A 13,104-nucleotide genomic window follows, 5' to 3' on the forward strand; every position below is an offset into this window, starting at 1 on the left:
GGCGAAAACCCGGCCGGGGCGAGGCGGTGGTGTCAGCGCCGCGCGGTGACCGAGTTCGCCGCGACGAGCGGGGCGAGCTGGACCCAGTCGACGTTGGGGCCCCAGGCGGTCGCGTTGCCGAAGGTCAGCGCGCCGCCCGCGGTGGCGAGGTCGAGCGGCGAGGTCTCCGCCCAGAACCCGTCCCAGGTGTAGTTGTGGCGGTACGGCGCGCGGGTCGTGCCGCCGCCCGCCTCGGTGGTGTCGAGGTACCTGGTGACGGCGTCCGTGTTGTACGGGTGGCCGGTGTTCTTCTCGGCCTGCGCGTAGGCGACGGTCAGGTTGTACTGGCCGGCCTTCCGCACCGCGTCCGGTCGGGGCAGGGTCAGGGTGCCGCCGTTGCCCAGGTAGCCGACGTAGGAGCCGCCGGAGGCCCACCGGCCCGCCGCGGTCGCCGCTCCCCCGGCGAGCTGCCCGGTCTCGGCCTCGACCCGGACCGCGAGCCGGTCGGCGGCCGCGTCGCGGACCTGGGTGAGCGTGCCCAGGACCAGCGGGGTGCGGCCCTCGTTGGACAGCACGACCTCGGTGATCCCGGCCTTGAGGTGGACCGTCGTGGTGCCCGTCCACGCGCCCGCCCGGGTGGCGGTCAGGTCGCCGCCCGCCACGCGGCGGTCGGACAGGGTCAGGCCCAGGGTGCTGCGGCCGGCGCCGAACCACGTGGTGGACAGCGCGTAGTAGCCGTCCTCGGCGGCCGAGACGTAGGTGGTCACGGCGTCACCCGGCTTCAGGACCACGGCGTTGGGCACGAGGGCCCGCAGCGCCCGGACCCCGCGGTCGAGCGAGCCACCGGTGCGGCGCGAGTCCGACAGCTGGTAGGTCGCCTTCTCCGGGCCGGTGACCTCGGTGAGGTCGATGCGGTCCAGCGCGACGTCCGACGGGCCGCCGAGGAAGCCCGTGGGGTCGCTGGTGCGCAACGAGATGCGGTGCCGGCCGGCGGTGAGCTGGACCGGTGTGTCGAGCCTGCCCCGGTACTGCCAGTTCAGCGTGGCGGGGAAGGTGAGGGTGGAGTGGTGGGCGTCGTCGACGTAGAGGGCCTGCCTGCCGACGAACCCGTTGGTGCCGTACAGGACGCCGAGCCGGTAGGCGCCGGTGCGCGGCACGTCGACCTCGACGGTGACGCGGGAGCCGGCGTTGTTCATGTAGCCGACGTCCTTGCCGCCGGACGTGGTGTACTTCCAGCCCGACGGGTCCGACTGGTCGACGACCCGGGCGTTCTCCACCAGGCCGGACTCGGCTTCGTGGCGGGAGGTCCACGGCGCGTTCGCGACCGGGGCCGGTGCGAGGCCGGCCGGCGTGACGATCACCTGGTAGGCGGCCAGGGCGTCGCCGCCGGGCACCTTGACGGTGATCCCGCCGTCCACGACCCGGGTGCGGGAGGCCGCCACGACCGGCGGCTGCCCGGCGTCGCCCTCGTAGCCGGACCAGGTGGTCTTGGACACGCGCACGTCGACGTGACCGCCGAAGGTCTTGCGGTCCAGGCCGGTCACGACGACGTCCACCGGGTTGGCGGTGCCGCCGAGCAGGACGGTGGCCTCGGCGTCGACGCGGTCGAGGGTGGCCAGGCCCTGGAGGGTGTCGCGGCTGCTGGGCCTGGGCGGGGTGACGCGGACGGTGTCGCCGGACAGGTCGGCGTACCACTTGGTCAGCCACCAGCCGCCGTTGGCGCGGCCCGCGCGCACGGCCTGGTCGCTGAGGTTGCCGGCGAGCGACCAGTACGCCATCTGCCCGTCGACCTTGGTGTCCTCCAGCATGGTGATCCACTGGATCAGCTGGCCGGGCACGGAGGTGTCGCGGCGGTTGGTGTACTCGGTGATGTTGATCGGGAGGGGGCCGATGCCGAGGGACTTCTCCATGGCCCGGTAGTCGTCGTAGTGGGCGCGGTAGTGGTTCAGGGAGTCCGGGCTCAGCTCGTGCCAGGTGACGATGTCCGGCAGCACGTCGTTCGCCTTGGCGTAGGTGAGGAAGTCGCGCAGCCTGCCGGGGTTGTAGCTCGCCTCGCCGGGGCCGTCGATGCGCGCGTTCGGCAGCACGGACTTGACCGTCCGGTAGACCCTGGTCCAGTCGGCGAGGAACTTGTCCTTCTTGGTGGCCCAGTCGCCGTACCAGATCCAGTCCGGCTCGTTGAAGATCGTCCACACGAACCGGTCGCGGTCCGGCCGCGCGGCGACCTTCTCCAGCTGCGGGCGCAGCCGGGCGATGTAGTCGTCGATGCCCAGGTCCTGGTAGGGCCAGGCGCTGTAGACGTCCTGGGAGTTGATGAAGACGTCGGCCCCGCCGGAGGCGAAGAGCTCGTCGGCCACGACGAGCGCGTCACCGTTGGGGTGCTGCTCGCCGTCCGGCGGCTTCTGGGCGACGGTGCGGGGCTTCATGCCGGCGATGAGGTCGCGCGAGGGCACGCCGGGGTCGCCCAGGCCGTAGAGGATGCCGGTGGCGCCGCCGCGGAACGCCCCGGTGGGCGTGGCGAGGTCCACGCGCAGGGTCTCGGCGGCGGGCGCGGGTTGGGCGGAGGCCGTCGGGCCCGCCGGGGACAGGGCGGCCAGCAGCAGCGTCGCGGCCATCGCGACGGCGGTGGTCCTGGATCTCGCGGTTCGGTGTCGCATCAGTGCTCCACGGGTTCGGTTGCCGGGACGGGGCGGTTACCGGAACAGGGCGTTGACCTGCTCGTTGGCCTGGGTCAACGAGGCGGGTCGGCTTGGGAGGTCAGCACGGCGTCGATGGCGGGTCCCATGACGGCGGAGATCTCCGGCGCGTGGTCGGTGATCGGGTACAGGTGGGTGGCGCCCTCGTCGAGGGGTTGGGTGAAGGCGGTGATGTCCACGCCCTTGGCGGCGAACTCCTCCTTCGCCACGGCGAGTGCCTCGGGCAGCGCGGGGAACACCACGGCCTGCGCGCCCACGGCCTTCTGGCACTCGGCGGAGGCCAGGTGCTTGACCCACTTCCAGGCGCCCTCGCGGTCGTCGGTGCCGGTGTAGATCGAGTCGGCCAGGCCGTTGAAGATGGTGGCGCGCTTGCCGGACGGCCCGGTCGGGGTGGGCGCGACGCCGACCTCCACGCCGTCGTAGCCGAAGTAGGAGTTGATCATCCAGGAGCCGTTGGTGCTCAACGCGTACTTGCCCGCGCCGAAGCCGTCGTTGACGCTGGTGCCGGAGCGCGCGGTGGCCAGGCTGGGCATGTAGCCCTTGTCGATCAGGCCCCGGTACCAGGCCATGGTCTGCTGGAAGCGGGGGTCGTCGTAGTTGAACTCCGTGCCCCACGGGTTCTTGTCGGTGTAGGTCCAGCCGGTGCTCAGCGCGTACGTGCTCCACATCTGCTGGCCGACGCCCGCGCCGTTGTTCTCGTCCAGGCCGAGGCCGTGCACGGCCACCTTCGACTTGTCGAAGCCGGGCTCGTCGCCGCGCACGCCGTTGGCGTCCACGGTGAGCCGGGCGATGAGCTTTTCGTAGGTGCCGCCGTCCTGCGGGTTCCAGGTGAGGTCCGCCAGGTCGGCTTCCGCCACGCCCGCGTCGGCGAGCATCTCCTTGTTGTAGAACAGGGCGACGGTGTCGAAGTCCTTGGGCAGGCCGTAGCGCTTGCCGTCCTGGGCGGTCCACAGGTCGGCCAGGCCCTCGGGGTAGACGTCGGTGGGCACGCCGTCGCGGGACACGAACTCGTCCAGCGGCAGCAACTGGTTCTTCGAGGCGTAGGTCGGGTAGTAGTTGAGGTGGTTGGTGAACACGTCCGGTGCGGTGCCCGCGACCAGGTCGGTGGTCAGCTTGTTCCAGTAGTCGGCCCAGCCGAACTGCTCGATCTTGACGGTGGTCCCGAGGTTGGCCGCCTGGAACGACGTCGCGCACGCCTGGTAGGCGGGCAGCTGGTTGGCGTCCCACAGCCAGTAGGTGATCTCGTCGGAGCCGCTGCCGCCGCCCGGCGCGCCCGCGCAGCCGGCGAGCGCCAGGGCAGTGGCGGCGGCGAGGCCGGCCGGCTTGGACAACTTGTTGTGCACGGTGAACTCCTTTGTCCCACCCGTGTCCGGACGGCTACTTGATGCCGGAGAACTGGATGGAGTCGACGATCCGCCGCCCGAAGGCGGCGAACAGCGCGATGACCGGCAGCGCCGCGAGCAGGGTGGCGGCCATGAGGCCGGCCCAGTCGGGGCTGCCCTGCGGGGTCTGGGAGCGGAACACGCCCAGCGCCACCGTGAGGACGCGCACGCCCTCACCCTGGCCGACCAGCAGCGGCCAGAAGTACTCGTTCCACGCGGTGATGTAGGCCAGCAGCGCCAGCGTCGCCAACGGCGCCCGGCTCATCGGCAGGACGATCCGGAAGAAGATCCTCGGGTGCCCGGCGCCGTCGATGCGCGCCGCCTCCTCGACCTCGCGGCTGATGCCGAGCAGGAACTGGCGCATGAAGAACACCGCGAACGGCGTCATGAAGAAGAACGGCAGCACGATCGCCGCGTAGGTGTCGATCAGGTCGAGGTCGCGCATCAGCACGAAGTTGGGCAGCGCGGTGAAGATCGGCGGGATCATCAGCGCGGTGAGGAAGACGAAGAACACCGCGTCGCGCCCCGGCCAGCGCAGCCGCGCGAACGCGTAGGCGGCCATCGAGCTGAACAGCACCTGCCCGGCGGTGACGAGGGTCGAGGTGAGCACGGAGTTCAGCAGGTAGCGCCAGAAGTCGATCGACGCGCCCGATCCGCCCTGGGCGCGGGCCTCCTCCAGCGTCGCCAGGCCTAGCACGCGTTCGAACGCGCCTAGCGTGAACCCGGCGGGCAGCAGCGAGTCGGCGTTGGCCGCCAGGGCCCGGTTGTCGGACAGGGACACGCGCAGCATCCAGTAGAACGGGAACAGCGTGATCAGCACCAGCAGGGCCAGCACCGCCCAGCCCAGCGCCCGCCGCCACCGCGGTCCGATCGTGGTCGAGGTCATCCCGGGCTCCTTCAGTCCAGGTCCGAGCTGCCCGCGCGCAGCAGGCGCAGCTGCGCCACCGCCAGGCCCGCCAGGATTCCGAACAGCACCACCGACAGCGCGGCCGCGTAGCCGAAGTCGAACTGCTGGAACGCCTTCTCGTAGATGTAGAAGTAGATGACGCGGGTGGCGTCGACCGGGCCGCCCTTGGTGGTGACGGCGACGGTGTCGAAGATCTGGAACGACCCGATCACCGTCAGCACCAGCACCATGGCCAGCACCGGCCGCAGCAGCGGCAGCGTGACGCTGCGGAAGACCCGCCACTCGGACGCACCGTCGATCGCGGCGGCCTCGTACACCGACCTGGGGATGGCCTGGAGGCCGGCGAAGATCAGCAGGGCCGTGTAGCCCAGGTGCCGCCACACGTTCACCAGGGCGATGGTCGGGATGGCCGTGGAGGTCTCGCCGAAGAACGCCACCGGGTCGATGCCGACCCACGACAGCAGCGCGTTCACGATGCCCAGCTGGGCGTCGAGCAGGTTGTACCAGACCAGGGCCACCACGACGTTGGCGATCAGGTAGGGCAGCAACAGCAGCCCCCGCACGAGCGACGACTTGGTCAGCCGGTGCATCAGCACCGCGACGAGCAGCGCCACCGCGGTCTGCACCCCGATGTTGATCACGACGTACTCGACGGTGACCAGCAGCGCGTTCCAGAACTTCGCGTCGCCGAGCGCGTCGCGGTAGTTCCGCGCCCACCCAGTTCGGGGTGGCCAGCAGGCTGTAGTCGGTGAAGCTCAGGTAGAACGTCTGGAGCGCGGGCCAGGCGTAGAACAGGACGAACCCGAACCCCGCGGGCAGCAGGAACAGCAGGGCCACCCGCAGGTCGCCGCGGCGTCGGACCGGGTGCGCGGTCATGGGCGCTCCTCCCGCACCAGGTGCAGCAGCAGGGCCTGCTCGGGGTGCAGCGGCGGGACCCGCACGCCCACCTCGGCCAGCTCCCGGCCGGACAGGCGGGCGCCGGTGGCCAGCCAGGGCACCTGGACGAGGGCCGTGGACGGCGGCAGGCCCGCGTGGTCCACGGGGCGGACGGCGAACCGGCCGTCGGGCGGCAGGCCGGGCAGCGTCACCCGGCCCGGCGAGGTCGTGGTCCCCGAGGCCACCGCGACGACGGCGAACAGCGCCTGCTCCTCGTCGTCGGACACCACGCCGTGGACCAGGAGCGCCGGGTCCGGCGAGTCCGCGCGCACCACGCGGCCGCGGTGCAGCCAGTCGCGGACCCGCTTGTAGAACCCCACCCAGCCCGCCAGCGCGGTCAGCTCCGCCTCGTCGGCCGCGACGAGGTCCCACTCGATGCCCAGGTGGCCGAACAGCGCGGTGGTCGCGCGGAAGGACAGGTCGTGCCGGCGGCCCGTGGTGTGCGACCGGTCCGCGCCGACGTGCGAGCCGACCAGCTCGGGCGGCAGCAGCAGCCCCGTCCAGCGCTGGATGCCCTGCCGGTCCAGCGCGTCGATGCAGTCGCTGGCCCACACCCGGTCGGTGCGCTCCAGGATGCCCAGGTCCACGCGCGACCCGCCGGAGGAGCAGGACTCCACCTCCAGGCCGGGGTGGCGGCGGCGCAGCTCGTCGAGCAGGCCGTAGGCGGCCAGCGTCTGGGCGTGCACGGCGGGGCGGCCGGTGCGCGAGTCGCCCGCGTCGACCAGGTCCCGGTTGTGGTCCCACTTGAGGTAGGCGATCCGGTACTCCGTCACCAGGGCGTCGAGGCGCTCCAGCAGGTGGTCCCGGACCTCCGGGCGGGTCAGGTCGAGCACGTGCTGACCCCGCACCAGCGGCGGGCGGCGACCACCGGTGGACAGGATCCAGTCCGGGTGCTCGCGCAGCAGGTCGGAGTCGGCGCTGACCATCTCCGGCTCCACCCACAGGCCGAACTCCAGCCCCAGCGAGCGGACGTGGTCGACCAGCGGGTGCAGGCCGTCGGGCCACACCCCCTCGTCGACGTACCAGTCACCCAGCCCGGCCGTGTCGTCGCGCCGGTTGCGGAACCAGCCGTCGTCCAGCACGAACAGCTCCGCGCCCACCCGCGCGCCCCGGTCGGCCAGGGCGCGCAGCCGGTCCAGGTCGTGGTCGAAGTACACCGCCTCCCAGGTGTTGAGCACCACGCGGCGCGGCCCGCGCGGGTGGTGCGGCCTCGACCGCAGGTGGCGGTGGAAGCGGGCCGACAGCTCGTCCAGGCCGTCGCCGCAGGAGGCGAACACCTCGGGGGTCGTGTAGGACTCCCCCGGGCCCAGCCGCACCTCGCCGTCCAGCAGCAGCTCGCCGCCGCCGATCACGGCCTCGCCGGTGGGCACCCGCTCGGCGTAGGTGCGGTGGTTGCCGCTCCAGGCGACGTGCACGCCCCACACCCGTCCCCGGCGGAACCCGAAGCCGCCCTCCCCCGCCACCAGGACCAGCGTGGCGTCCGAACCGGTCCGGCCGCGCCTGCCGTCCCGCACGTGCGCGCCCACGCCGAACGGCCTGCGCTGCGGTGTGCGCTCGCGCGCCCAGCGCCCGGTGAGGTCGAGCAGTTCGGTGGCGCGGGAGGGCAGGGGCAGGGTCAGCACGAGCCCGTCGAGGGTGTAGGGCTCCTCGCCGGTGTTGCGCGCGGTGGCCCGCAGGCGCACCAGGCCGGCGGGGGTGAGCCCGATCTCCAGGTCCAGGGCGAGGCCGGCCTCCGCGTCGGTCGCCCGGACCAGGCAGGCGCCCTCGTCCTCGACGAACCGCTCGACCGTGAAGAGCGGCGACCAGTCCCGGCCGTCGCGGTGGCCCCGCAGCCCGGGCAGCCCCGGCCAGGCGCCGGCGTGCTCGGGGACCACGGCCACGGCGGTCGGGACGTCGGTCGCGTTGGGCACCACCGCGGGCACGCTCACCGACACCAGCGCGTCCAGGTCCGCGTCCGGGCCGAGGTCCGCGCCCCAGTGGAGGACCCGGGGCAGCCGGGCGCCCTCGTGGTGGAGCACCAGGCTCACGCCCGCGGCTCGCAGGTGGACGATCCGGTCGGCCGCCCCGGCGGCGTCGACGCCCGGCGCGGTGACCGGTGGCGCAGTGGACACGCAGACCCTCCAGCGGTGAAGGCTTCGTCACATTGAACGTTCCATGGACGATGTCAGCCCGGGTGGCGCCGGAGCAACGGCGAAGGCGGTAACGAGTGCGTAACATTGAACGTTCAACGTGCCCAGGCGATCACGTTGGGTGAATGATGGTCGGAGTACGGGAGGTGGACCGGTGCCCCAGGGCGGTGCGGACCAGGGAAGGCGACGCGTCGGCATCGTGGACGTGGCCGCCGCCGCCGGCGTGTCCCGGCAGACCGTGTCCAACGTCGTCAACGGCCGCGACGAGTACTACTCCGCCGCGACCTATGAGAAGGTCACCAGCGCCATGCGGGCCCTGGGCTACCAGCCCAACCGCGCCGCGCAGACCCTCCGCTCGCGGCGCACGATGCAGCTCGGCTACCACATCTTCGGCGAGCAGCTGGACCGCGCGCAGGGCTTCACCCTGCACTTCCTGCTCTCCCTGGTGAAGGCCGCCTCCGACGTCGACCACCAGGTGCTGGTGTTCACCCACCGCCGCGACGACCCCCTGGGCGTGTTCAAGGACCTCGTCGCCCGGCACGCCGTGGACGCGGTGATCCTGTCGGAGTCCAGCGTGGAGGACGAGCGGGCCCGCTTCCTGGCCGACAGCCGCATCCCCTTCGCCTCCTTCGGCCGGTTGGCGCCCGACCTGCCGCAGCACTGGGTGGACGTGGACAACGCCGCGGGCATGGGCGCGGTGGTGGACGCGCTCGTCGCCGAGGGCCACCAGCGGTTCGCCTACCTCGGCGCGGCCGGCGACCAGTACTGGAAGGCCGAACGCCTCGACGGTTTCACCCGGCGCCTGGCCGACCACGGGCTCCGCGCGCCCAAGACCTCGGTCTTCCGCGGCCCCGACCAGGGCGTCCGCCGCCGCGCGCACCAGCTGCTCACCGGCAAGAACCCGCCCAGCGCCATCGTGACCGGCAGCGACGCCGTGGCCGCGATCGTGGTCAGCGTCGCGCACTCCCTCGGCCTCCGGGTCGGCTCCGACGTGGCGATCACCGGTTTCGACGGCGGGGCCGTCGGCCTGGTGACCGAACCGACCCTGACCAGCGCCCGCATCCCCGTCGAGCGCATCTCCCACGAACTGGTCGCCCGCTGCCTGCGCCAGGTCGAGCACGGCCACGACGACGAACCCGGCCTCCTCCTGCCCACCGAACTGGTGCGCGGCGGCAGCGCCTGACCGGTCGCGCCCCGACGGACCCGGACCGGGAAGAGCGCTCTTCCGAAGGGTGCCCCACCACCCGCGCACTCGTTATTGAACGTTCAATGGGGTTGGTCGCGCAAAGGCGGTCCGGGCCTCGCCGTCCGGTGTCCGCGCCCGGGCCGACGACCCGGGCGCGGACGTCATCGGGCCCGGGCGGTCAGCCGACGACCCACTGCTGGACCGCCAGCCCGTTGCACGTCCACTGCCGCACCTCCGCGCCGGGCGCGGTGCCGAAGTTGTAGTCGTCCAGGCACAGGTTGCTGTGCTGGTTGCGGACGCGCACCCGCTTGGTCCCGTTCGACGGCTCTCCGGACGGGCCGGCCAGGACGGTGGACCGGGACACCGGGACGCCGAGGTCGGGCGTGCCGTCGGCGTTCCAGGAGACCTTCTGCACCCGCGTGGTGCGGGTGGTGCCGCAGCCCTGGGAGGCCGTGTCGTTGGCGTGGTAGGCGATCCAGGTCTCCGTGCCGTCCGGCGAGGTGAAGAACGAGTGGTGACCCGGGACGAACACGCCGGCGGCGTCGTTGCGCTGGAAGATCGGGTTGGCGAACTTCGACCAGGACGAGGCCGCCAGCGGGTCGCCGCCCCGGTACTCCAGCATGCCCAGCTTGTAGTTCGGGCCGTTGCAGTGGCTGGCCGAGTAGGTCAGGAACGTCCGCCCGCCCCGTTGCAGGGCGAACGACCCCTCGTTGACCGCGCCGTCCTGCCGCTCCCACGCCAGGGTCGGCGCGGAGATCCGGGTGCCGAAGGCGGAGGCGGTGTAGGGGTTGGACATCGGCGCGATGTAGAGCGACTGCAACCCGTCGGCGTGGAAGGCCGAGAAGTGGAAGTAGAGCGCGCCGTTGAGCTTGAGCACCGCGCCGTCGATGGCCCAGCCGTTGTTCGGCATCAGGTTCAGGATGCCCCGGTAGGTGTAGGGGCCGGCCGGGTCGTTGCCGGCGCTCTCCAGCACGTGGGTGCGCCGGGGCGCGCCGGCCAGCTCCACCGAGTAGTACAGGTACCAGCGGTTGTTGATCTGCTCCAGGTGCGGCGCCCACATCGTGTTCCCCGCCGAGCGAAATACGAGCTGCTCCGGGGCGCTGCGCAACCCGGCGATCGTGGACGACCGGCGCATGACGATGTCGGAGGTCCACGTGGTGGCGACGTAGTAGTAGTTGCCGTTGTACTGCACCAACGTGGGGTCGGCGCTGTTGGGCACGGGCACGACCGGGTTGGTGAACGACGGACCGGGCGCGGCCTCGGCGCGGTCCTGGCAGCTCTTCGCCTTGGCGCGAAGGGGTTTCCGCCCCGTCCGGGCGTGCGTCATCGCGGGCAGTCCGAAGTGGAGCGACGACCCGCGCGGGTGGGCGTCACCGGCTCACGGGCGGGGAGGGGTCAGGGCCGGTCGGGACGGGCCCCGGGGACGTCGTGGACCGCGAAGAGGACGGGGCCGTGGGCGCCCCGCGTCCCGGGTGGTGTCGTGCGCGGACTCATGCGTCGCCTCCTTGCGAGCAGGAATCGGGCCGAACTCCTCCGAACGCGTGCCGGGTACCACGGGGGTGGGGTGGTGGGACAGGACGCGCCCGACCGCGTGGAGCACGGGTCGTCACGGCGGCTCCGTGGGGGCCACCGGCGCGCGGCGACGGGCACGCGGTGAGGTCGAGACCCTGCCCGGCGGATCCCCGCGGGTGCACGCCGGCGTGGACCCCGTCTCCGGGGAAGCCGCGCCACCTGACGGAGACCGGGGTCAAGCACGTCGCCGGTCCCGGCGCGCTGGAGGTGCTGCCCGTCTGAGGTCGTGAGCCCCGCCCCCGGGCGAACCCCCTTACCACGTGACAGGCCCGCCGCGCCGGTGCCGCGAGATCAGGTTCACATCACAGCGGGCGGATCTTCCGAGGTCATCGAGGGGGAGTTACGTTAGGTAAGGCTAAACACACTTCGGGATGGCGAACCTGTGCCCCCGGCGCTCGCGGGCGCTTCGTGTGGGGGCGCCGGTACCCGGTGCCTCGCCTCGATGAAAGGGGTTCGTGTCGTGCGCTCACGCCGCCTGCGGGTCGGGGCCGTCGCCTCCGCCGCCGTGCTGCTCCTCGGAGCCTGCTCGTCCACCACGGGCGGGGACGGCGGTGGCGACGCCTCACCGACCCCGTCCGCCACCGGGGACTCGTTCCCGGTCACGGTCGAGCACGCGCTCGGGTCGACCACGATCCCCGAGAAGCCCGAGCGGATCGCCACCGTCGCCTGGGCCAACCACGAGGTGCCGCTCGCGCTGGGCATCGTTCCGGTGGGGATGGCCAAGGCCAACTTCGGCGACGACGACGCCGACGGCCTGCTGCCCTGGGTGTCCGAGAAGCTCGAGGAGCTGAACGCCCCGACGCCGGTGCTGTTCGACGAGACCGACGGCATCGACTTCGAGGCCGTGGCCGACACCAAGCCCGACGTCATCCTGGCCCCGTACTCCGGCCTCACGCCGGAGGACTACGCCACGCTCAGCGAGATCGCCCCGGTGGTCGCCTACCCGAAGACGGCGTGGGCCACCCCGTGGCGCGACAGCATCCGGCTGAGCAGCAAGGCCATCGGGCGGTCCGCCGACGGTGACCGGCTGATCTCCGACATCGAGGGGCGGATCGACGAGGTCAAGGCGAAGTACCCGCAGCTCCGGGGCAAGTCGACGATGTTCATGACGCACTTCGACACCACCGACCTGAGCAAGATCGGCTTCTACACCACGCACGACACCCGCGCGATGTTCTTCGAGGACCTCGGCCTGACCACGCCGGGCAGCATCGCCCAAGCGTCGGCGGCCACGGACAAGTTCTCCCTCCAGCAGAGCACCGAGCAGATCGACGCGTTCGACGACGTGGACATCGTCGTCGGGTACGGCGACGAGGAGGTGGGCCGCGCCCTGGCCGCCAACCCCCTGCTGTCCAAGATGCGCGCGGTGGCCAACGGCTCGGTCGTGATGCTGTCCGGCTCCGGGCCCGCCGGCACCGCCGCCAACCCCACGCCCATGTCGGTGTCGTGGGTGCTGGACGAGTACGCGGGCCGGCTCGCCGCCGCCGCCGACAAGGTCAAGTGACCGCGTCGACCGACCGGAAGACCCCGGGTGCCGCCACCGCGCGGCACCCGGGCCGCGTCCGGGCCTCCTGGCTGCTCCTCGTCCTGGCCGCGCTGGTCGCGGCCGCGATCGCCTCCGTGGTGCTCGGCGCGCGGGACGTCTCCGCGTCCGACGTCCTGGCGGGCGTGCGCGGCCTGGAGGACACCCTCCCCCGCGCCGCCGTCGCCCAGCGCGTGCCGCGCACCCTCCTGGCCGCGCTGGTCGGCGCGGCGCTGGGCCTGGCCGGCGCGGTCATGCAGGGCGTGACCCGCAACCCGCTGGCCGATCCCGGCATCCTCGGCGTGAACATGGGCGCCTCGCTGGCCGTCGTGACCGGCATGGTCTCCTTCGGACTGGTCAACGCCGCCTCCCACGTCTGGGTCGCCATCCTCGGCGCGGCGGCGGCCGCGGTCTTCGTCTACGCCGTCGGCTCCCTCGGCCGCGGCGGCCCCACCCCGCTCAAGCTCGCCCTCGCGGGCGCGGTCACGTCCGCCGCCCTGGTCTCGCTGATCAGCGCGGTCGTGCTGGCGCGCGCCGACATCGCGGCCACCTTCCGGTCGTGGCAGGTCGGCGGCGTCGGCGGCGCCTCCTTCGACCGGATCGGGCAGGTGCTGCCGTTCCTGGTGGTCGGCGCGGTCGCGTGCCTGCTCTCCGCGCGCGGCCTGAACTCCCTGGCGCTCGGCGACGACCTGGCCGCCGGGCTCGGCGAGCGGGTCGCGCTCATCCGCCTCGGCGCCTCGGCCGGCGCGGTCGTGCTGTGCGGCGCGGCGACCGCGGCGGCGGGCCCCATCGGGT

The 13,104-nt window shown here is 72.6% G+C and carries 9 protein-coding genes; 3 read left to right on the forward strand and 6 right to left on the reverse strand.

Going from position 1 to position 13,104, the window contains the following annotated elements:
* Positions 1-32: 32 nt before the first annotated feature.
* The 5 genes from ACFV4N_RS30760 to ACFV4N_RS30780 all read right to left on the reverse strand — a co-directional run bounded on the left by ACFV4N_RS30760 (position 33) and on the right by ACFV4N_RS30780 (position 8,011).
* Entirely contained in the window at positions 33-2,636 is a 2,604-nt protein-coding gene (locus ACFV4N_RS30760; protein ID WP_499676128.1) for a carbohydrate-binding protein, read from the reverse strand.
* 74 nt (positions 2,637-2,710) lie between these two features.
* Positions 2,711-4,018 carry an ABC transporter substrate-binding protein gene (locus ACFV4N_RS30765; protein WP_499676129.1) on the reverse strand — a complete coding sequence of 436 codons (1,308 nt, stop codon included), beginning with the start codon at positions 4,016-4,018 and terminating at the stop codon, positions 2,711-2,713.
* Between the two features lie 34 nt (positions 4,019-4,052).
* On the reverse strand, positions 4,053-4,943 hold the full coding sequence (locus tag ACFV4N_RS30770) for a carbohydrate ABC transporter permease (protein WP_499676130.1): 891 nt from the start codon (positions 4,941-4,943) through the stop codon (positions 4,053-4,055).
* Between the two features lie 11 nt (positions 4,944-4,954).
* Positions 4,955-5,605, reverse strand: coding sequence for a carbohydrate ABC transporter permease (locus tag ACFV4N_RS30775; RefSeq protein WP_499676131.1), 651 nt, complete (start codon positions 5,603-5,605; stop codon positions 4,955-4,957).
* 231 nt (positions 5,606-5,836) lie between these two features.
* Positions 5,837-8,011: an alpha-galactosidase gene (locus tag ACFV4N_RS30780; protein WP_499676132.1), complete on the reverse strand. Its 2,175-nt coding sequence runs from the start codon at positions 8,009-8,011 to the stop codon at positions 5,837-5,839.
* 172 nt (positions 8,012-8,183) lie between these two features.
* On the opposite strand from ACFV4N_RS30780, the gene ACFV4N_RS30785 reads away from it, so the two are divergent.
* Complete coding sequence (locus tag ACFV4N_RS30785; protein WP_499676133.1) at positions 8,184-9,212, forward strand: LacI family DNA-binding transcriptional regulator; 1,029 nt, start codon at positions 8,184-8,186, stop codon at positions 9,210-9,212.
* 181 nt (positions 9,213-9,393) lie between these two features.
* Here the strand turns inward: ACFV4N_RS30785 and ACFV4N_RS30790 are convergent, their stop codons facing one another.
* Complete coding sequence (locus tag ACFV4N_RS30790; protein ID WP_499676134.1) at positions 9,394-10,542, reverse strand: family 43 glycosylhydrolase; 1,149 nt, start codon at positions 10,540-10,542, stop codon at positions 9,394-9,396.
* A gap of 705 nt (positions 10,543-11,247) precedes the next feature.
* Between ACFV4N_RS30790 and ACFV4N_RS30795 the strand changes: the two genes are divergently transcribed.
* Positions 11,248-12,291: an iron-siderophore ABC transporter substrate-binding protein gene (locus ACFV4N_RS30795; RefSeq protein WP_499676135.1), complete on the forward strand. Its 1,044-nt coding sequence runs from the start codon at positions 11,248-11,250 to the stop codon at positions 12,289-12,291.
* On the forward strand, positions 12,288-13,104 hold an 817-nt coding region (locus ACFV4N_RS30800), incomplete at its 3' end, for a FecCD family ABC transporter permease (protein WP_499676136.1). The genes ACFV4N_RS30795 and ACFV4N_RS30800, both read left to right, overlap by 4 nt.

Source organism: Actinosynnema sp. NPDC059797, assembly GCF_042732085.1.
Lineage (GTDB): Bacteria > Actinomycetota > Actinomycetes > Mycobacteriales > Pseudonocardiaceae > Actinosynnema.